A 20,297-nucleotide genomic window follows, 5' to 3' on the forward strand; every position below is an offset into this window, starting at 1 on the left:
AAAAGATAACTCCAAAAAGAGAAACACAAGGTATGATGTAAATAAAACTTTTTAGGTTAATAAAAGGAATAAGGTGAAGAACAATGACCATGCTAAACTCAGGATCGGTACAACCGATGCCTTTATCGCCAACGAATGATCCGTGGGATCCGATCGGCTCTCTGCGTACATATGGACGCCATGTGCTGACCAGTGTAGAAATGACCGTGACACATCTGTGCAATATGAGGTGTGAGCATTGTGCCGTGGGAGATATGCTTACGATGCGTGAAGCGCCGGCTCTTCCGCTCCCTCTGATGCTGAAACGATTGGATGAAGTAGAGCATCTGCAGACGATTAGTCTGACGGGTGGCGAGCCAAGCTTTAGCCAGAAAACAGTGGATGAGATGATTATCCCACTGCTCAAATATGCCAAGGAACGTGGAATACGTTCCCAGATCAATTCGAATTTAACGCTGGATATCAGCCGGTATGAGCAACTTTTACCTTATCTGGACGTTATGCATATCTCGTTCAACTATCTGAATGCTGACGATTTCCATCAAGTTGGATTTGCCAATAGTGGCAGACCTGTAAAACGTGAAGTAGCGGTGAAGATGTATGAGAAAATGATTGAAAATTCACGCAAACTGAGTGAAGCAGGCATGTTTATCTCTGCGGAGTCGATGATTAACTTCCGTACGCACGACAAGCTGGATGGTATTCATCAATTGATTCGTGAGATGGGCTGTGTTCGTCATGAAGTGCATCCGATGTATAACTCGAACTTTGCTTCGTCGTTGCCAGTGTTATCACTGGACCATATGAGAGCAGCGATTCATCGTTTGCTTGATGTGCGTGACAAGGATATGTGGATGCTCTTCGGTACCTTGCCATTCTTCGCGTGCAGTGCAGCAGAGCAGGATCGGGAACTGATCAATCGTTTATACAGCGAACCAAATGTGACGGTACGTAACGATCCGGACGGACGCAACCGCGTTAACGTCAACATGTTCACGGGTAATGTGTATGTGACGGATTTTGCGGATATCCCGGCGTTTGGCAACATTCGTGATCGTAAACTGGATGATGTGTTCCATGAATGGTCAGCTGAACATCCGTTGAATCAAACAGTCAATTGCCATTGCGATATTGCATCCTGTTGCGGACCAAACCTGCTAGTGGCAGATATGTATTACAAGGGTGTGGATTTCAAATCAAGAAAGGCAATCACACGTTGATATTCCAGGTGTATTCCTGAAATAGATAGAAAAGGGGAGTTTCAACTTGGATATTCATACCGAATTTCATCTTGGGCAGCTGGTATTTAATCTGGTCTGTGTCTTTTTGCTCGTATTTTTGAATGGCGTATTTGTCGCAGCGGAATTTTCCCTTGTGAAAGTAAGGCAGACACGCTTAACTCAATTGCAGAGTGAAGGAAATCGTATGGCTGGTTACGCTCTGAAGGTGAATAGTAAACTGGATTCCTATCTATCGGCAACTCAGTTCGGGATTACGCTGACATCGCTTGGACTCGGGTGGCTGGGAGAACCGGCCATCTCCGAATTGCTCGTTGAGCCACTCATGTTTAAACTTGGTGTAGGAGATACAGGGCTTATTTCGACCGTGTCGGTCATTATCGGTTTTTGTATCATTACGTTTCTGCATATTGTGCTGGGTGAGCTTGCACCTAAATCGTTAGCTATTCAAAAAACAGACGGAGTGGCATTGTTTTTATCTGCACCTTTGCTGTTGTTCTACAAAATCTTCTTCCCGTTCATCTGGGTACTGAATGTATCGGCCAATGCATTGCTGCGTCTGGCAGGTATCGAACCTGCCAGTGAAGGAGAAGCTCACTCGGAAGATGAACTTCGAATTCTGATGAAGCAGAGTGCCAAAAGTGGTGTCATCGATAAAGATGAGATCAAACTGATGGATAACATCTTTGATTTCTCCGATATGCTGGCACGTGAAGTGATGCTGCCACGTACAGACATGGATTGTCTGTACACGCATATGTCTTTGGAAGAGAACTTGGAGATCATCAACGCAACCAAACATTCCCGGTATCCCGTAGCAGTAGAAGACAAGGATGAGATCATTGGATTTATACACATCACCGATCTGTTGCTGGCTAAACCGGAGCAACAACATGATCTGGCTTCACTCGTCCGTCCAATCTTAAACGTTCCTGAATCCATGGAAATCAGCCATGTGCTGCGTCTAATGCAGAAGAAACATTCACAGATGACGCTGGTTGTGGATGAATATGGCGGCACAGCTGGATTGCTGACTGCGGAAGAAATTCTGGAAGAGATCGTTGGAGACTTGTATGACGAGTTTGAGGATGAGCGTCCGCATATGGAACGCAGTGGAGATTCATTTTCCATTGATGGTCGTTCGCTTATTGAAGAAGTTCATAAGTGGACCGGAGCCATCATTGAGGATGAAGAAGTGGATACCATCGGCGGATGGTTGTTTAAAGAGCTTGGGGGCAATCCAACCAAGGGAAAAACGCAAGAGCTAAATGGTTACGTTTTTGAAGTGGAAGAATCCACTCGCTTGCGAATTACCCGGGTTCGAGTGTACAAGCAATCTGTCCCTCAAGACATGAATTCGGAAGAAAAACCAGTAGAATAGAACTCGTTGCAGGAGCAAGATAAGACGAGCAAAAGTATGAAATGACGTAGATTACAAAAATCTGCCAGGATATAAGACCTTTGGAAGTTACCTGAAAGGGGAACGAACCGAAGGTCTTTTTTTATTTTAAATAAGAATTTGGAGAAATTCTGCACATAGTTGAAACGAATTTCGGATTAACTTGGGGGACAGCGTCATATGGTTATAGAGACGGGAAACTGGAAGGACCTCAGTAATATTAAGTTGCACCAACGATGTATTATAGGAGGCGTTGTTTTGTGAAAGATCCGCAACTTCGTGCTTACGCCCCTTTTGTGGGGCCGTTTGATCCTTGTCCACCAGTAGAGATTCGGACGTATCTGGTACCTCCGCAATTATTTATTCCATTTCAGCCTATGGGTTGGCCACAGTACAGTCCGGCAGAAGCATTAAGAGTGGGGACGTTATGGCCTGCATTATACAGCCCTTATACACCAGCGAGATCGAAGGGAAGGAAGGTGGATGTGGATGGAACCTGAAGGAGCAAAAGCGTGCGATACTCAATACTATGAGCTGCTGGAGGAGCTTCAGGCTCTGGATTTTGTATTAGTGGAGCTGAATCTGTACCTGGACACCCATCCTGGGGATTATCAGAGCATAGAGCAATATAACAAATTCACGCAAGAACGTACGCGGGTGGCGCAGGAGTTTCAACAATTGTATGGACCCCTGATGAACTTTGGTCATGCCTTCTCCAAATATCCGTGGGAATGGTCTCAGACGCCCTGGCCATGGCAAGTGTGACACATCAGCCTCAGGCTTCCTTGCATGACTTTAGGGACAGGAAGCCCGAGGGTTAGAAGAATGGCTGTATTTTGATAACGTAGAGGGAGGCGTCTTACATGTGGGTGTATGAGAAAAAACTGCAATATCCCGTAAGGGTTAGTAAATGTGATCCTCGCATGGCGAAATTGCTGATGGAACAATATGGCGGTGCCGATGGGGAGTTGGCCGCTGCCCTTCGATATCTGAATCAGCGTTATACGATTCCAGACAAGATTATCGGTCTGTTGACGGATATTGCTACAGAGGAATTTTCTCATCTGGAGATGATTGCCACCATGATCTACAAGTTGACCAAGGACGCGTCGGTGGATCAACTGGAAGAAGCGGGACTTGGGCCGAACTATGCTCAACGCGATTCTGCCTTGTTTTATACCAATTCCTCCGGTGTACCCTTTACGGCTGCCTACATTGCTGCAAAGGGTGATCCGATTGCGGATCTGTACGAGGACATTGCAGCAGAAGAGAAAGCTCGGGCTACATATCAATGGTTGATCGACCTGACCGATGACGTGGATCTGCAGGATAGTCTGAAGTTTCTAAGGGAACGCGAGATCGTGCATTCCTTGCGTTTCCGCGAAGCTGTGGAGATTCTGAAGGACGATCGGGATACAAAGAAGATATTCTGAATGTTTGATTCTGAATATTTGATATCGAGGCAGAGGTTCAGCAGTCCAGCAGGGCTGCTTTTTTGTCTGAAAAGATAATAAAATTAAATAAATCATTTTTAAAATTAAATTACACATAATTATATATTTTACAAATATTGTTGTTAAATCCACTTACATATTATACAATAAACTTGTAGTTAAAAAACCTATTTAGGAGATGATCATTTTGAGACTTAGTAAAGTTCTTATTTTGACTGCATGTTCCTTTATTCTGACCACTTCCATTTCAAGTGCTGGCGTGTCTGCGGCAACTATTCAACCGAATACCAGCACAAGTGTATCAGACGTAGTATCTCCTATGCTTGAAAGTAAATTTTTTTCTGTAGTGCATTATTACCCTGTAGGTTTTGGAGTACCACAATATCTTACGGATTATGTTACGCCAGACGGCTATGTAGGCACCTTAGTGTTGTCTAGTTATCATATTGTTGATGGAATTGTTGCTGCAAGATACGAAGGGACCGTTTACAGATAATCAGAAATGGTAGATTAAACTTCGTTTTCAGATTCTTATAACAACGAATTTATGATAAATCTTAAAATAGCAGTTTCAAGATTAAATAATCTTGGAACTGCTACTTTCACTTTTAAATAATATTTTTTTGTAATAACATGTAAGTGGCTATTTTCACAATCGTAGATGTTAATCTTCAATGATAGGGGGAGAAAATGAAGAAACAAAAAACCATCTCCAGTAGTGGTACCAGAGATGGTTTTATTGGATTTTGAAGTGTATACCTAATATTCAACCACCATGGCAACATTTTGCCACCCGGCTCCAACGGTCCAGAACAGAACTTTGTCACCACGCTGAATCTGACCGGTTGTAACCGCTCGATGTAATGCGATGAATGGACTGCTGGTTGAGGTGTATCCGAACTCATCTCCGATATAGACGGCAATATCATCACCAATGCCGACGTTCTCGGATACAGCCCGAATGTTACTGATGGATAGCTGGGAGAAGCAGGCGGCTCTGATCTCATCTGGTCCAATCTCGTTACGTGTCAGCAACGTACGAATGGACTCCGAAGCGGCGTCCACACAGATCGAATCATCAAATGGGATGAATTTCACATGAAAGGCACCCGCATCTACACCCGTTTTGCCCAGCTTCGCCAAGCCTTCAGCAGGAAAGAGTGAATTACCATACACACAGGTATCGGTCTGATAGATGGAATCAATGAAACCGACAGCATGTTCATCCCGCTCTACAATAACCGCCGCTGCTGCATCACCGAAATTGGCGAAGTATACGGGATCATCGGGACTGGCGTGAGGAGCTACGTAATCCGAGCCGATAATTAATGCCCGGCGAATTCGAGGATTGCCCAGCATCTGCCGGCTAACCTGTTCAAAAGCAGCGGTCATGCCTGCACAGTTGGCGTTACTGTCAATACAGATCGTGTGGGAAGCTCCGTTAATCAGGCGATGAATCATCAAGGAATTCGTAGGAAAGATGTATTCTGGCGTTTGGCTTGCATAAGCAATCAGATCAATATCTGCACCGGTGAGTCCGGTTTTCTCCAGTAGGTTACTGGCTGCCTCAAAGGCCATGCTTAGTGAATTTTCGTCATCGTTGTCAATTTTATAACGTGTATCACGACCAAGTGCCTTTAACAATCCACGAATATCTACACCTCTTGCATCAAAATGTTCAATATAAAAATCATTGTGCACCTTGGTTGCAGGATGATAGATATCGATATCTACAATACGAATTCCGGCCATCTTCATTCTCCTCTTGAGCGGAAGGGTGAATTCACAGCTTGTCCGCCTGGTTTATTAAGTGGTAACGGTAGATATGATTTCGAGATTGTCCAGGCCAACAGACCGACCAAGTCGGGACAATTGCATTTTTAGAATCGAGTTGTTCTCGAGGGTCAACACGACTTTTTTATATTCATCTTTTTTGAACATTTGAAGGCAGCCTTCCAGAAGAGGAACAATCTCCGGCGCAGTAACATTCAACTTTTTGCAATCGATGTTCAGGTCATACTCCTTGGTGTTAAGAGGAGCGATCGTATCCTGATATGCCGAGATGGAACGCAAACCGTCTTCTTGAGAGAAAGAACCCTCCAGTTCAATGTTTAACACCTTGTTCGGAACGTCAGTCTTCAGAATGAAATTTCCCATGCTTGATCTCTCTCCTTTAAATGAGTTAAGGCTATCCTGCTAATGGATACACAGCCCCATAGGACCTCTGCTGAAAGCTTCTAAGATGAGAGCTGGTTCGAAGGATAATTTAACCATATTATAAAGGTAGGAATGTAAAAAGATCAATAAAAAAGTCGAATCATGTATAAAAATGTAGAAAAGTGAATTACTGTATTTCTTCCAAGGTAGCAAGCAAAATATTAAATGCGCTAATAATGCGTGGAGCACCCACACAGGGTGCCAGATGTAGCAATATTCCCTTGAGCTGATCCACCGTTACTCCCACGCTCAGAGCCATCGTGTAATGTACCCCCAATTGTTCATACTGTCCTTGGGTGATCAACGAAGAGATGATAGCAACTTCCTTCCATTGATCCGTAATCGTGGTGCGCTGAAAAATATCCCCGTATGCCGTCCCCATAATAAATTCCGACAATTCGGGAAAATGTTCTTTGATGGGTGCAAGGGCTCTTGCGCCGTACTCACCAGAAAGTTTTGCGAAACGGTCTAGTCCCTGAGCTACATGTTCACTCATGATCTGCTCCTCCTAATTCAAAGTTACGGTGCGGTGAGCCGTGGGTGGAATTTCATCTCGATCGGTCAGAAGCTCAATAACAGTTACCTGATTCAACGTCTGGGCTGTGTTCAGCGCAGATGAGAATTCAGCAAGGGTTTCTGCTCGAAATGCAACCGCACCGAGAGATTCGGCGAATTTGGCTGCATCCATAGGAACTTCATATAATGTGCCATCAATTCTGCCTGTTGTTTTTTCCATTCCTTTGAGTGCCATGTCCAATTGTTTGTTGTTAACGACAATGAAAATGACATTCAGGTTGTTGCATACCGCAGTATTGATCTCCGTCCCCAGCATCATGAAACATCCATCCCCGGTGATACATACAATGGTCTCTTCAGGTGAAGCGGCCTTTGCACCTATCGCCATACCAATGGCGTTCCCCATGCAGGCAAAGTACGCGTCAAACACAAAGCTGCCTGGTTTCTTGACTTTATATCGCTGAACCGCATGGAATCCATGGCTGCCATCATCAACAAACAGCTTATGATCGTAAGGAAGAAGTTCACTCATCCCGTCCAGCACAGAAGCCAGAGACAGGCGGGGCAGATCTGGTAATGGGACAGTGTAATCCATGGGTGTCGTGGTTCTCACAGGAGTAGGGAGGTCTTCTAATGTGCCCAGCAAATATTGCAGGTTGTCCTTCAAATCACCGGTGATATGTAAGGTTTGAGCGCTCAGAATCTTGCCTACGAATGTAGGATCAGCGTCAAATTGAATGAGGTGTACCGGATGATGTTCAGGCTTCAGATTGCAGAGGGTCATGTCACTCAGACGTGAACCGAGTACGATATAAAGGTCACTTTGGTTCAGCATGTCGTCTGCATGCGGGAAACCTCCAACACCACAAGGTCCATGGTATAGGGGATGGTCCCACGCAATCGCTCCTTTTCCACCAGGAGTAGTAATGACGGGAATGTTGAACGATTCGGCCAAATGAAGCAATTCATCATGGGCTCTGGCGCGACTTACACCTTTACCAGCAATAATTAAAGGGCGGTTGGATTGTTGAATGAGAGGAAGAATGCGATTCAGGTTAGATACGCTAAGCAGAGGTTCCGGTTCGGGAATGACAATCCGGCATTGGGATAACAATTCAGTCTGTACGTCAAAAGGAATACAGAGGTGAACAGGGCCTTTATTAGGGCCGAGTGCAATGGAAAGTGCATGATTCAGCAGTGTACCGAAGTGATCTCCACGCTCAACCAGTTTGCTGAATAGCGTAGCAGGCCTGAACATTTCGGCCAGATCAGCCAGATAGGAAGAAGAATCTTGACACTGGGGGAGTCCCAGTTCCTGAATGGATTGATGACCCGTAATAAACAGTACAGGCAGATTGTTGGCCTTTGCATGGGCTGCTGCAGTAAGAAGATTGGTTCCGCCTGGACCGGATGTGGCAAAGGCAACGCCGAGCTTACCTGTCTGTAATGCATAACCGGATGCGGCAAAACCTGAGCTGGATTCATGACGGCCTGGAATGAACTCTAATCCGTAATCCACCATTTTCAGTACAGCAGGACAGATGGATTTACCAATAATACCAAAGACATGAGTAACGCCTAGATTACGCAGAGTTTCTGCCAAATAGTCCGCAACTGTTCTCATGCGGGACACCTCGCTTCATGAAATAGGTTATTAGAACCATACGCATATTCCATTTGTTGAATGCAAGTTACTGTCTAAGGTTGTAAGAGGAAATATTCATTGTTATTAGGAAGAGTATCTTTTTTTGTGGTTTTTTGTCAACCTGTTTTTGTGAGTCTAAATTCCTGATTCTTAAGTTGGTAACGCTTTAAGTGTTGCTGGATAAAGTAAAAATAATTGGTTATATATACCTGAAACGAATTACCCAATCGCAACGAAGTTACAAATAATGTAAAATAATGACTGTAAATGATGAATTTCAGCCACAAATAGCGACTTGAAAGCTTGAGATTTATCTTTTTTCGTATCAACGCATCATCGCATTCGCATTTCTTTGCTTTCTGCTATACTGGAAAGGAATTGGGAGGGGATGGAATGACAATCATCAAGATGGCTCTGATTGGGCTGGGTAAAATGGGACTACATATGGTTCATCTAATCGAGAATACAAAGATGGATACAAAGATTGAGATTGTAGCGGTGTGTGATGCGAATGAGGACGGTTTGGCGTCTTTTGCAGCTTCTCATCGGGGAGTTAGGACGTATACGGATTACAAGCAATTGATGAATGAACATCAGATTGATCTGTTGTATATTGCAGTTCCGCCGAAATTTCATTATCCGGTTGTCATGGAAGCGCTGGAGCGCAAAATTCATGTGTTCTGCGAGAAACCGCTTGCCAATAGTGTAGAAGAAGCCAAAGAGATGCTGGATGCAGCGGAGCAGGCGTGCGTTGTTCATGCCATCCATTTCTCGATGCCGCATGAACCTTCCGTGCTGAAGTTGCAAGAGATGATTAAGCAGGGTACTGTGGGGGCCGTTCGCAAAATAGATCTGATTCTGCAATTCCCGCAGTGGCCACGATCATGGCAACAGAATGCTTGGATTACGAGCCGGGAACAGGGTGGATTTATTCTTGAAGTAGGTATTCACTGGATTCATATGATTCAAAAGGTGTTTGGTGCCATCCGGGTAGTGAGCACTCAGGTTCAATATCCTGAGAATGGAGACTGTGAACTAGAAGTACAGGCTGCAATGGAACTGGAAGACGGGACTCGAATTCAGCTAAATGGCATCTCTCAATTTGCGGGGGAAGAACGTGTATCCATGGTGGTGTACGGTACGAAGGGCACGATTGCTCTGGAAAATTGGGAAGAATTGAAGACGGGTCGGGTGGGACTGCCACTGTCTCGAGTAGAAGTGCTTGAATCCGCCAGTGAATTGCCAGTTCTTAAACATGTCATTGCCCGTATACAAGGCAAACCAGCTAAAATATATGACTTTAACGATGGGTATCAGGCACAATTGATACTGGAAGCGTTGCGAAATTAAATAATGTGACTAACTCCATTAGCGTTTCTATTCCAAAAGGAGGTTCTTTGTCTTTAAATCAACAAGATATGTTTTCAGAAGTGGATAGTTTCGCTCAACTACAATATAAATAATATACTTTCAAGGGAGTGAAGCAGATGGGGGCAAAAAAATGGCCTTTCTATATCATCATCCTACTCATTCTCTCCAATCTGGCTGTAACCTATATGCTCTGGAATTCGAACACTCAATATGATCGACTTCAGGACAAAATGAATCAATCTTTCACAATGTATGCGGAGAATATTCAGGATCAATTGCGAAAAAATGCTGAACGGGGTTTGGAGGAAGAAATATACCAGTATCAAGCGGAAGCTTCCAAATTAAATGCGGTAGCTACAGGTACAACCTATTACAGTGAGCAGCCGTTAGTACGCAATGTTTCTATGAATCTTGAACGATTTTTTAGAGATTATCCACGCTACCAGCATAAGTTGACTGTGTCAGAGGTAGAAACTTTACAGGCGTTGTTGTCGGAGTGGATTACGAAGCCTTCAGATTCAGGCACGAATAACAAGCTTAATTATTTTCTTGTTTTGCAAAAATAAGAATAACGAGCATTCCTCTTCAAATACGCCCTTGAAGTTGAGGAGCGTTCATTCTGAGGGTGTTTCTATATACTTCTGAAATGGAACTAAAAAAGATGATTTCTGTAAATACAGAAATCATCTTTTTCTTTCAACTCAGCCGTATCAGCAAGAGTTTTACACCAGCTTGAATCGCTTAACCAGCTGATCAAGTGCATCGGACATTTCATTCAACTGCTTGGACGTGTCAGACATTTCCTGCAGAGAAGCAAGCTGTTCCTCCGTCATCGCAGATACTTCTTCCGTGGCTGATGCAGTATCCTCCACAACAGCCGATACTTCATTGATGGACTTCATCACAGCCTCACTACCGGAAGTTAACTCTTCGACAACAGCAGATACCTCGAGAATTTCACCACTGAGGTTATGAATATGCTGAGTAATGGTTGAAAAAGCATTACCTGCATCCTCAATGGTCCGCAATCCTTCATTCACATGTAGAGTGCTCTCATCAACCACCTGCACCGTACTTTGAACACCTGTTACCACGGTTTCCAATATACTTGTAATCTCTTTGGCTGATGTTGCACTCTGGTCTGCAAGATTACGGATTTCCGCGGCAACGACAGCGAAGCCGCGTCCATTTTCCCCAGCGCGGGCAGCTTCAATTCCGGCGTTAAGTGCAAGCAGATTGGTTTGTCTTGCAATACCCGACATTGAATCTGCAATGTTGATCACTTGATCAGACATCTTCGAAATTTCATTAATGGCTCCCTGTACAGAGAGGAAGGATTGCTCAATGGAACTCATTTTACCTACAGCATTATCAATGCGCTGTTGCCCATCCACGGCAATGGATTCGGTACGAACTGCACGGCCTGCCACGTCACTTGCCGAGGAGGCGACACGATTAAGCCCGTTGAGGGATTGTTGCATCGCAGCTACCATGGTTTGCGTAAGAGCAACCTGTTCATCAGCGCCTTCAGCCACGCGTTCCATGGCAGTGGCAACTTCTTTTCCTGCAAGATGGCTATCGGCAACCCCTTTATCCAATCGATCCGAAGCTGTGCTCAGAATCATGGCATTGCTCTGAACGTCCAGCATCATTTGCTGCAAACCAGTGAGCATTGTATTGGCTGCCTCCGCGAGTTCACGAGTTTCGTCTTTCATTGGTGTAGCGATTCTCAGTGTCAGGTCACCATTGGAAGAACCGATGTCATTTAATGCCTGCTTCACGGTACGAATGTTTCTAACAATGGCACGTGACAGGACTAATGCAGTGATGAACGAGATAATGGCCACAACGATAAGTGCCCCATACAGTTCCAAGTTCAGTAGTGTGTTTTTTTGCTTCAGCGCTTCTGTACGGTTATCGGTTAACGTGTGCTCGTTGGTTCGAAACGTATCGAGAGCAGTGCGAATCTGGTCCATGTCTCTTTTACCTGGATCATCTGCGAAAAAATCTCGAATGGCCTGCGTATTATTTGCTTGGCGAAGGGCGACCACAGGTTCACCAGCGACCTGGACCCAGTTCTCCATAGTAGTATGTATGTCTTCCAAAAGTGCAAGTTGAGCCGGATTATCCGAAATTAAAGCCGCAAGTTCATCTCTGAGTGTAATAAGTTGCTCTTTTCCCTGGGTGTAAGGATCGAGGTAATTGTCCTGACCCGTGATGATGTAACCGCGTTGACCTGTTTCCATATCTACCATGTTTCTTTCGAGTTCATAGGTGAGGGCATGTACCCTCATATCGTGATCGACCAGAAAATCCAGTTCCCGTTGGAGCTGACTTGTGCTGTTCTGAATCAGCAGGATGCAACCAGCCAGTACAGCCAGTACAAGTAAATATCCTAATCCGATCTTATAAAAAATCTTAAAGGTCTTTCGCTTTTTCATGTTTGTTATTCCTCTCTATGGGGTATATGTAGTTGTCGAAAAAACCGGAAATGTGATAATTGTAGGTCTTTAGATTAGGTGTCTAAAGCACTATTTTTTAGTATTATACGTAAAGAAACTTCTTTTGTATATAGTTTGTTGAACTACAATATAACGTTTGGTTGATGTTGTATAAGGTTGGGGTTGATGATCTTTTACATTCGTTGGTTTACACGTTCAAACGTTATGTTTATCATGGGAAGGGAACGATTCCAATTACATATACAATATCCCAATCCGAAAGGAACATTGGACATGAATAAAGAGAAGGTTTTGCTCAAACCGGAAGCGATGATTTTTGACATGGATGGTACGCTGTTCCAGACAGAGACCCTGTTGTTGCCAGCTTACCAGCAACTATTTGATACATTGCGTGCCGAAGGGCACTTTGAAGGAGAAACTCCACCCGAGGAACGGATGCTGGGAAGTTTGGGTATGTTGCTCGAAGATATATGGAAAGTGGTTATGCCTGAGGCATCGGAAGCGGCACATCGCCGGGCAGACGAACTGTTGCTTCAACTGGAGATTGAAGGGCTTGATCAAGGAGGTTCCCAATTGTATCCGGGTGTGAAAGAAACGCTGCAAGCCTTGAAACAACAAGGAGTGCGTCTTTTTGTCGCAAGTAACGGGCTGGAGGACTACGTAAAGGGTGTAGCGTTTGCACACGAAATCATGCCTTTCTTTGAAGGGGTATATAGTGCAGGCCAGTACAAGACTCCTTCCAAAATTAATCTGGTGCAGATCCTGCTTGAGAAACATCGTATTCAGGACGCATGGATGGTAGGGGATCGCTCTTCTGACGTGGAAGCTGGTAAAATGAACGGTCAGGCGGTCATCGGCTGTGCTTATGCCGGGTTCGGTCGTGATGAGGAGCTTGCGGGCTCAGATGTGCTCATCTCTGATTTTACAGAACTACTGCGTCTGTATGATGAAGCAGAGTAGCCTCTACGCTGCATACGTATACTGAGGTTTAAGATTACGAACCACATGATATGAACCTGTAGACTCAACGGAAATTCGTTGAATACAGGTTTTTTTGTTTGGTCATGCAGTCACATTCTCCCCTGTAGAAAGTTGATTTCCCTATCCCGCTTTCCTCCATATTCCCTCTATACTTCATTCAAAAGCTATAGGGGGTCCGATTCTGGTGAAACCATCCAAAATACATGCCTATATGTTCATCTTTCCAAGTCTTTTTCTAACTCTTGTATTCGGGATCTATCCGCTGTTATGGGCGCTGCGTTACATGTTCTATGATTATCAAGGCATCGGAACGCCTGTCTTCATCGGGCTTGATAATTTTGGACGCATTTTGCGTGACGGGCAATTCTGGGATTCTGTAGGCAACACGGGTGTGTATGCCCTGGGCAAACTCGTCGTTACAATTCCACTGTCGTTAACTCTGGCGATTATTTTGAATCGTAAATGGAGAGGAAGATCCCTGTTTAGGGCGATCTATTATCTTCCCACTATCTTTAGCGCTTCGGTCATGGCGATTGTATTCTTTATTATTTTCAACTCCTATAACGGAATATTGAACCAATTGCTGCTTAAGTATCATGTGATCTCCGAATCCATTAGCTGGCTAGGGGCTGAACATGCCATGTTAACAACCATCATCATCGCCATCTGGGGGGCTGTGGGCAACTATATGTTGTTGTTCATTGCGGGTCTTCAGAGCATTCCTGAAGAGCTTTATGAGGCGGCATCGCTGGATGGAGCGAGTGAGTTTCAGAAACTGCGGAATGTAACGATTCCGTTGCTGGGTCCTGTCTTGCAGATGATCATCATGCTGGCAATTACCACGGCGCTGAAAGGTTACGAGAGTATTATGGTGCTGACCGAAGGGGGACCGTATGGCAAAACAGAGGTGATGTATCTGTATTTGTTCAAACTGTTGTTTCCCGTGTCGGCTGACACCCAATCACTCCAGCAGCTCGGTTATGGCAGTGCAGTCGGTTTCACAACGGCTCTCATCGTTGGGGCTGTGACACTCATTTACTTCCAGATATCCAAAAAGCTCAATGATGTCTATTAAACTGAAAAACAGACTTTTTGAACACGTATAAATTATCAGGAGGAAACGATGATGACTCAAAACGTGCTTGCGCCCTCAGGGTCTCCCCAACTCATTCGCTGGACAAAACGAACGGTACTTTGGCTGTTTTTGATCGCAATCGCTCTGCTGTCTCTGTTCCCCATCATACTTGTATTACTCGGTTCCTTCAAAACGAACCAGGAATTGACCGGAGGAGCCACCATCTGGCCGAAGATTTGGCAGTTCTCCAACTATGCTCAGGCTTGGAAAACCGCCAATTTTTCGGGTTTCACGATTAACAGCGTGTTTGTTAGCATCAGTACAACAATTGGCACGCTGCTGGTAGCTTCGATGTCAGCCTATGCTGTGGATCGAGTGAATTTCAAAGGTAAAAAGGGATACACCCTGCTCATGGCATCTACTCTGTTTATTTCCATAGGCGCGGTCGTGCTGCGTCCGCAATTTGATCTCATGGTCAAGCTGGGACTGAATACCACGTTATGGGGCGTTATTATTATACTGATCAGCGCACATGCTGCCACATACTTTATTCTGATTGGTTTCTTCAAGAGCATCCCGCGCGAACTGGATGAAGCGGCGATGATTGATGGCTGTAATTTCTTCACCACATACTGGCGAATTATTCTTCCACTCCTGCGGCCCGGACTCGCCGTTGCAGGTCTGGGTGTATTCCAGAGTTCATGGAATGAATATATTCTTCCTTTTGTGTTCACCATGAGCAATCCGGACTTACAGACTTTGCCCGTTGGGCTGGCTAATCTGCGATATGGCATCGGAGCTGCGGCTGAGGTCCAACTGATGATGGCCGGAGCCTGTCTGTCCATTTTGCCGCTGCTCATCGTTTATATTTTTGCTAACAAATCATTCATGCAGGTGACCTTGGGAGCTGTGAAAGGATAGGCGTGAGCACAATCATGGAAACGGTTTTACGGGTAATTCCACTGTGCTATACTCATTTTAATTCACAGCGGACGGGCCAAACCGTGTTCAAGGAGCGAGCGCCGATGATATTCGACTTTTATAAAATGTCCCTGAAAAAAAGAATACAGCTGCTGTACATTTTTCTCGTTGTCTTGTGCATCAGTGTGACCGGGATATGCTCTTATCTCTTTGCTGCACGAAGCATTGAGCAGAATGCACTTGAACTGAAACAAAGCATTCTGAACAAATCAGTGCAGGTTATGGATGAACATCTGAGGCACATTGTTGTATCCTCTTTTTCTTTTATGCTCAATGAAACGTTCACCCAGGTCATGAAGGACGTGGGGAAAAATAACACATCTCATTATTATCAGAATCTCTCGCTGCTGCAAACATCGTTTGCTCAATTGAAGCTCGTAGAGCCACTGATTGATACCGCATATCTGAAAACACCTATCGGTGATTTTTTCTCGACCAAAGATTTTCCGAATCGCAATCACTCGTTCGACAGGGAATACGGACGCTACGTGAAGCTGCAAGGCTGGAATACGATGTGGTTTGGTTCACATCAGAGTCAGTTATTTCAATCCCGAGGAAATGTGTTATCTCTGTTGCTCAAACCCATTGTGATCGATAATCATACCTATTCGAATGTATATATGGTCGTCAATATGAAGGAAGAGGCGATGCGGGACATTCTGACGCAGGATCTCATGAATAACCAGATTCAACTGTTTTTGCTGCACAAAAACGGAAATGAAGTCATTCGGCCCAGGTCCCGAAATTACGATTTCATTATGGAGCCTGACTTTACACAACAGTTTAGCCGTGACGATGCTGGGGATTTCACCTACAGGAACGATCAGGGGGAGGACATGCTTGTTAACTATTCGGCATTGTCGATGAACGAGGATTGGGTCATGGTAAGTGTACAGTCCAAGGCTGACTTGTTGTCCCCCCTCCAAAAGATACGCTGGCTGATCATCCTGATCATGTTGTTTTGCATTTTGCTCGCACTTGGGTTGTCCAGCCTGCTGGCCTCTGCTCTGCTGAAGCCACTGAACAAACTGCGACGCCTGATGGTTGAGGTGGAGTCCAATGACCTGGATGTACGGTTTCGCAGCAAGTATGACGATGAAGTCAGCGCTGTAGGGCATCGTTTCAATCGGATGTTGGACCAGATTCAGATTCTGTTTGAAGAAGTACGGACAACGGAGCAAGACAAACGGCGATTTGAAGTCAAGGCGCTTCAGGCGCAGGTTGATCCTCATTTCCTCTACAATACGCTTAATACGATGTTCTGGAAAAGTGAGAGCGGAGAGAAGAAGGATGTAAGTGAGATGATCGTCTCCTTATCCTTATTATTCCGTCTGGGACTGAATGATGGGAAAGACATCACCAGTGTGGAGCAGGAGATCAAACATGTCGAACAATACATGCAGCTTCAGCAAAAATGTTACGAGGATCTGTTCGTTTATCGGATTGAGGTGGGGGACCCCTCTTGTTACGCTGTTGATATTTTAAAAATATTGCTTCAGCCCTTAGTGGAGAATTCCATCCTGCATGGATTCAGTGACAAAGAAGATTTGGGCGTTATCCTGATCCGCATTGATCGTGAGGGTGACACACTACGGCTGGAGGTGGCCGACAATGGATGTGGTATGGATGTAGCCAGTATCTATGCTGAGGATGTTCCTGACGGGGGACGCAAGGGTTATGCCCTATCCAATCTCCATGGCAGATTAAGCCTGCACTATGGGGATGTGGCCACGATTGTGTTTCATAGCAGTACAGATGTGGGAACAACGGTTGTTATCACGATTCCGATCACCTGAGGAGGGGCAGTATGGGCCAATTGACGATGTGTGTTATGGATGATATCCAGGCAGTTGTAAAGGGCATATCTTCAACTATTCCGTGGGAAGATCATCAGGTTCGGATTGTAGGCACGGCGAGCAATGGAGAGCGCGGTTGGTCCTTGTTGCTGGAGCAACTACCCGACATCGTGATCAGTGATATCAGGATGCCCAAGCTGAGCGGGCTGGAGCTAATGAAGCGGGCATTGGATGCCGGACTGCGAGCCAAATTTATTTTTATCAGTGGTTATTCGGATTTTCATTATGCACAGGAGGCCATCAAGCTGGGTGCATCCGATTATTTACTCAAACCGTTTACCCCTGAAGAAATACTCGGTGCGGTGTTGAAGGTAAGACAGGTGATTCAGGAAGAACAGGCACAGTGCAAACAGTTGGAACAGCTGGAGCAGAAGGTGGAGAGTAGCAGCCAGTACGAGCGTCACAGCTATCTACTGGGCTTGTTGCGTCATGAAATCGGGGGATTCCTGAATGAAAGTCGCTGGAACGAGCTGCATATTGATCTCGATTCCTCCAATCTTCTCGTCATGGTCATCGAGGTGGATGGTTATACGCGATATGGATACACGATGCATCTGGATGCCGAAATCGTTCCTTTTGCGGTCCAAAATATTGTGGGAGAAACCTTAAACCGCTATACCAAGGGCGTTGTTTTACGGGAAAACCGATACCGGCTTGCAGCCATATTTAACACACCAAGCCAGATCGACGTCTCTGAGCTACTGGAGCAATGCCGCCAAAATGTGGAGCGATTCAGCAAAAAAACAGTCTCAATTGGTGTTGGTACGATTGCCCGCAGACCACAGGAAATCTGGACGTCCTACGCACATGCAGATCAGGCGATATCCTATCGTTTTTACAGTGAAGGAAATTGCATCCTCCAGTATGCTGAACTGGAGAATCAGGCCTGTGTGGCTCCGGTATATCCTTTGGAGAAGGAGAAAGAGCTTTTTTACGCACTGAAATGTGGTAATGAGAGCACCTGTCACCGCATCATTGATGAAATTCTCGAAGAATGGCAGGTTTCCGAAGGTTTTCCCGAGCCGCTCACGATGATTCGTTTGCTGTCAGGACTGGCTTTTGCCATCTACCGTGCCTTTTGTGATGAGATTACAGCAGAGGAACGATTGCGTCTTGAGGCCGACTTGACAGTGCTTGAGGCGATGCGTTCCTTGACGTTTGAGGGCTGGAGGGGATATATCAAACATTTTAGCAGTATGGGTTGCGAGATTATGGACAAAAAACGACTCACCGATGTCAAACAGGCGATTAGCAAAGCACAGGAATATATCAGTCTGAATCTTGCAGAAAATCTGACGCTGCATGCCTGTGCCCAATCCGTGCATTTAAGTCCGAGTTACTTTGCCAATGCCTTCAAAAAGGAAACGGGCATAACGCCGATTCAATATATTACTAAGATGAGGATGGAAAAGGCAAAAGAGTTGCTGGTTGCAGGTGTACAGGTGCAAGAGATCTGCCAGAGGCTGGGGTATGAGGACAGGCCGTATTTCAGCGGTTTGTTCAAGAAATATTGCGGCATGACACCAACCTGCTTCCGGCAAATGTATGAGAATTGAAACCGATACGGATCGTCATTTTTCCCACCATTCAAAGTCAGAATGTCCCTCACCTCCATGAAAGCGTAGCGATTATCATTACGTTAACGGATAACCAAACGGGTTGTCCAGACAAGCATAAGGGGGCATATCAATGGTTAAAAAGTGGATGGTGACTACGCTGAGTGCATTGCTGGCGCTAAGTTTGGCAGGTTGTTCTGCTGACAGTGGTACTTCGGCAAATAGCGAATCGGGGGCCAGCGGGGAGAATGCCGGAGGGAAAACCAAAATCATATATTGGACACCGGACCGCCATGATGCTGATTTTATGAAATCCAAGATCGATGAGTTCAACCAGACGAACAAGGACAACATTGAAGTGGAGATGACCGTGATGGGGGACAACTATCCACAGGCGGTCGATATTGCTTTTGCCAGCAAGCAGGCACCCGATGTGCTGCAAGTTAATGATTTTCAGACCTATTATCAGAAGGGGTATCTCGCCCCCATCGATGGATACATGAGTGATGAGATGAAGGCCGTGTTTAAAGACAGCTTGATTGAAAATAAAAACACGATTGATGGAAAAATATATTCCCTCCCCAATACAGGGCAGGTCTGGCGGCTTGTGTATAACAAGGATATTTTCAAAAAGGCAGGGATCGAGAGTCCGCCAAAAACGTTGGCTGAGATGGTTGCGGATGCCAAAAAAATTACCGAAGTTGGTAAAAGTGAAGGCATCTATGGTTTTGCCAGCCCGTTCAAGAGCAGCAGCGGTTTCTGGAGAGCAGCCAATACGATTGCAGGTGCAAGCAATAATGTTGGTATTGATGGTTACAACTACAAGACTGGCCAATTTGATTTTGGGATGTACAAGGATATCGCAATGGCGCTTCGTCAGATGAATCAGGATGGCAGCATGCTGCCAGGGGTAGAAAGTCTGGACATCGATCCGCTCAGAGCCCAGTTTGCTCAAGGTAAAATCGGAATGTACATTAACCACTCTGGTGAACCAGGTGTATATAAAGATCAGTTTCCTACAAAAGAAAATTGGGCAGCCGCTCCTGTACCAACTAATGATGGAACGATCAAGGGCGCTTCGCAAGTCATCGGGGGCTCCTACATCGGCATCAATGCAGATTCTGCCAACAAGGAAGTGGCATGGAAGTTTATGGAGTATGTGTACAGCACAGATCTTCAGAGTGAGTATTACGAAAAAGGATATGGGATTTCACTGATTCCTGCTGTACTAAGCTCTGACAAAAAACCAAGCATTCCGGGCATTGAAGGTTTCCTGCCCAAACGTTATGATGCCATTTTCCCGGCAAATCCAAGTGTGGTGACTGAGAGTTCACTGGAAGGAAATAAATGGAGCGATGCATTCTCCATCTATGTATTCACGGGTGGTGATCTCGATAGTGTAATCAAGGATCTGGATACAAGATACAATGCAGCTTTGGAGAAAACCAAAGCTGCAGGTCTGACCAATATAACTGCTGATCCATCGTTTGATTCTTCCAAACTTCAGGGTAAATTGTCCACAGAAGACTAATAAACGTTCATAGCG

The 20,297-nt window shown here is 45.2% G+C and carries 19 protein-coding genes; 14 read left to right on the plus strand and 5 right to left on the minus strand.

Going from position 1 to position 20,297, the window contains the following annotated elements:
* The first annotated feature begins 83 nt into the window (after positions 1–83).
* From yfkAB to MKY87_RS25230, 6 genes are all read left to right on the plus strand, one after another.
* Positions 84–1,220: a radical SAM/CxCxxxxC motif protein YfkAB gene (gene yfkAB / locus MKY87_RS25205; RefSeq protein ID WP_091032604.1), complete on the plus strand. Its 1,137-nt coding sequence runs from the start codon at positions 84–86 to the stop codon at positions 1,218–1,220.
* A gap of 46 nt (positions 1,221–1,266) precedes the next feature.
* Positions 1,267–2,619, plus strand: a complete 1,353-nt coding sequence (locus MKY87_RS25210) for a hemolysin family protein (RefSeq protein WP_339784876.1) — start codon at positions 1,267–1,269, stop codon at positions 2,617–2,619.
* Between the two features lie 278 nt (positions 2,620–2,897).
* Positions 2,898–3,137, plus strand: a complete 240-nt coding sequence (locus tag MKY87_RS25215; RefSeq protein ID WP_017689526.1) for a spore coat associated protein CotJA — start codon at positions 2,898–2,900, stop codon at positions 3,135–3,137.
* Complete coding sequence (locus tag MKY87_RS25220) at positions 3,127–3,402, plus strand: spore coat protein CotJB (protein WP_036669913.1); 276 nt, start codon at positions 3,127–3,129, stop codon at positions 3,400–3,402. The genes MKY87_RS25215 and MKY87_RS25220 overlap by 11 nt, the downstream gene beginning before the upstream one ends.
* Positions 3,403–3,500: 98 nt before the next feature.
* Positions 3,501–4,070, plus strand: coding sequence for a manganese catalase family protein (locus MKY87_RS25225; RefSeq protein WP_101313332.1), 570 nt, complete (start codon positions 3,501–3,503; stop codon positions 4,068–4,070).
* A 208-nt stretch (positions 4,071–4,278) separates the two neighbouring features.
* The gene (locus MKY87_RS25230; protein ID WP_340966690.1) at positions 4,279–4,587 is read left to right on the plus strand and encodes a hypothetical protein; all 309 of its coding nucleotides are present in this window, start codon (positions 4,279–4,281) and stop codon (positions 4,585–4,587) included.
* 263 nt (positions 4,588–4,850) lie between these two features.
* On the opposite strand, the gene MKY87_RS25235 is transcribed toward MKY87_RS25230, so the two are convergent.
* From MKY87_RS25235 to MKY87_RS25250, 4 genes are all read right to left on the minus strand, one after another.
* Positions 4,851–5,843 (minus strand): 3-oxoacyl-[acyl-carrier-protein] synthase III C-terminal domain-containing protein, encoded by a 993-nt coding sequence (locus MKY87_RS25235; RefSeq protein WP_338593289.1) that lies wholly within the window; start codon positions 5,841–5,843, stop codon positions 4,851–4,853.
* Between the two features lie 54 nt (positions 5,844–5,897).
* Positions 5,898–6,248 (minus strand): hypothetical protein, encoded by a 351-nt coding sequence (locus tag MKY87_RS25240; RefSeq protein WP_340966691.1) that lies wholly within the window; start codon positions 6,246–6,248, stop codon positions 5,898–5,900.
* A gap of 187 nt (positions 6,249–6,435) precedes the next feature.
* Positions 6,436–6,804, minus strand: coding sequence for a carboxymuconolactone decarboxylase family protein (locus MKY87_RS25245; protein ID WP_091032589.1), 369 nt, complete (start codon positions 6,802–6,804; stop codon positions 6,436–6,438).
* A 12-nt stretch (positions 6,805–6,816) separates the two neighbouring features.
* Positions 6,817–8,427 carry a thiamine pyrophosphate-binding protein gene (locus MKY87_RS25250; protein ID WP_445669434.1) on the minus strand — a complete coding sequence of 537 codons (1,611 nt, stop codon included), beginning with the start codon at positions 8,425–8,427 and terminating at the stop codon, positions 6,817–6,819.
* A 435-nt stretch (positions 8,428–8,862) separates the two neighbouring features.
* On the opposite strand from MKY87_RS25250, the gene MKY87_RS25255 reads away from it, so the two are divergent.
* Positions 8,863–9,819 carry a Gfo/Idh/MocA family protein gene (locus MKY87_RS25255; protein ID WP_340966694.1) on the plus strand — a complete coding sequence of 319 codons (957 nt, stop codon included), beginning with the start codon at positions 8,863–8,865 and terminating at the stop codon, positions 9,817–9,819.
* Positions 9,820–9,956: 137 nt separating this feature from the next.
* Positions 9,957–10,406: a hypothetical protein gene (locus tag MKY87_RS25260; protein ID WP_340966697.1), complete on the plus strand. Its 450-nt coding sequence runs from the start codon at positions 9,957–9,959 to the stop codon at positions 10,404–10,406.
* Positions 10,407–10,562: 156 nt separating this feature from the next.
* Here the strand turns inward: MKY87_RS25260 and MKY87_RS25265 are convergent, their stop codons facing one another.
* Positions 10,563–12,281, minus strand: a complete 1,719-nt coding sequence (locus MKY87_RS25265) for a methyl-accepting chemotaxis protein (protein ID WP_340966698.1) — start codon at positions 12,279–12,281, stop codon at positions 10,563–10,565.
* A 294-nt stretch (positions 12,282–12,575) separates the two neighbouring features.
* On the opposite strand from MKY87_RS25265, the gene MKY87_RS25270 reads away from it, so the two are divergent.
* The 6 genes from MKY87_RS25270 (at position 12,576) to MKY87_RS25295 (ending at position 20,282) form a co-directional block, all read left to right on the plus strand.
* A complete protein-coding gene (locus MKY87_RS25270) occupies positions 12,576–13,262 on the plus strand; it encodes an HAD family hydrolase (protein WP_036610980.1) in 687 nt (228 codons plus the stop codon).
* A 205-nt stretch (positions 13,263–13,467) separates the two neighbouring features.
* The gene (locus tag MKY87_RS25275; protein WP_338593306.1) at positions 13,468–14,358 is read left to right on the plus strand and encodes a carbohydrate ABC transporter permease; all 891 of its coding nucleotides are present in this window, start codon (positions 13,468–13,470) and stop codon (positions 14,356–14,358) included.
* Between the two features lie 51 nt (positions 14,359–14,409).
* Entirely contained in the window at positions 14,410–15,279 is an 870-nt protein-coding gene (locus MKY87_RS25280) for a carbohydrate ABC transporter permease (RefSeq protein ID WP_310336617.1), read from the plus strand.
* 104 nt (positions 15,280–15,383) lie between these two features.
* The gene (locus tag MKY87_RS25285) at positions 15,384–17,135 is read left to right on the plus strand and encodes a sensor histidine kinase (protein ID WP_340966700.1); all 1,752 of its coding nucleotides are present in this window, start codon (positions 15,384–15,386) and stop codon (positions 17,133–17,135) included.
* A gap of 11 nt (positions 17,136–17,146) precedes the next feature.
* Positions 17,147–18,751, plus strand: a complete 1,605-nt coding sequence (locus MKY87_RS25290; RefSeq protein ID WP_340966702.1) for a helix-turn-helix domain-containing protein — start codon at positions 17,147–17,149, stop codon at positions 18,749–18,751.
* Between the two features lie 133 nt (positions 18,752–18,884).
* Complete coding sequence (locus MKY87_RS25295) at positions 18,885–20,282, plus strand: ABC transporter substrate-binding protein (protein ID WP_340966703.1); 1,398 nt, start codon at positions 18,885–18,887, stop codon at positions 20,280–20,282.
* The last annotated feature ends 15 nt before the right edge of the window (positions 20,283–20,297 follow it).

It is taken from the genome of Paenibacillus sp. FSL R7-0198, from assembly GCF_038000415.1.
Taxonomy (GTDB): Bacteria; Bacillota; Bacilli; order Paenibacillales; family Paenibacillaceae; genus Paenibacillus.

Excerpts from the sequence above, each read along its gene's own strand:
- yfkAB (WP_091032604.1), top strand. The coding sequence starts at position 84 with ATGACCATGCTAAACTCAGGATCGGTACAACCGATGCCTTTATCGCCA.
- MKY87_RS25220 (WP_036669913.1), top strand. The coding sequence starts at position 3,127 with ATGGAACCTGAAGGAGCAAAAGCGTGCGATACTCAATACTATGAGCTG.
- MKY87_RS25225 (WP_101313332.1), top strand. The coding sequence starts at position 3,501 with ATGTGGGTGTATGAGAAAAAACTGCAATATCCCGTAAGGGTTAGTAAA.
- MKY87_RS25235 (WP_338593289.1), bottom strand. The coding sequence starts at position 5,843 with ATGGCCGGAATTCGTATTGTAGATATCGATATCTATCATCCTGCAACC.
- MKY87_RS25240 (WP_340966691.1), bottom strand. The coding sequence starts at position 6,248 with ATGGGAAATTTCATTCTGAAGACTGACGTTCCGAACAAGGTGTTAAAC.
- MKY87_RS25245 (WP_091032589.1), bottom strand. The coding sequence starts at position 6,804 with ATGAGTGAACATGTAGCTCAGGGACTAGACCGTTTCGCAAAACTTTCT.
- MKY87_RS25255 (WP_340966694.1), top strand. The coding sequence starts at position 8,863 with ATGACAATCATCAAGATGGCTCTGATTGGGCTGGGTAAAATGGGACTA.
- MKY87_RS25260 (WP_340966697.1), top strand. The coding sequence starts at position 9,957 with ATGGGGGCAAAAAAATGGCCTTTCTATATCATCATCCTACTCATTCTC.
- MKY87_RS25265 (WP_340966698.1), bottom strand. The coding sequence starts at position 12,281 with ATGAAAAAGCGAAAGACCTTTAAGATTTTTTATAAGATCGGATTAGGA.
- MKY87_RS25270 (WP_036610980.1), top strand. The coding sequence starts at position 12,576 with ATGAATAAAGAGAAGGTTTTGCTCAAACCGGAAGCGATGATTTTTGAC.
- MKY87_RS25280 (WP_310336617.1), top strand. The coding sequence starts at position 14,410 with ATGACTCAAAACGTGCTTGCGCCCTCAGGGTCTCCCCAACTCATTCGC.
- MKY87_RS25285 (WP_340966700.1), top strand. The coding sequence starts at position 15,384 with ATGATATTCGACTTTTATAAAATGTCCCTGAAAAAAAGAATACAGCTG.
- MKY87_RS25290 (WP_340966702.1), top strand. The coding sequence starts at position 17,147 with ATGGGCCAATTGACGATGTGTGTTATGGATGATATCCAGGCAGTTGTA.
- MKY87_RS25295 (WP_340966703.1), top strand. The coding sequence starts at position 18,885 with ATGGTTAAAAAGTGGATGGTGACTACGCTGAGTGCATTGCTGGCGCTA.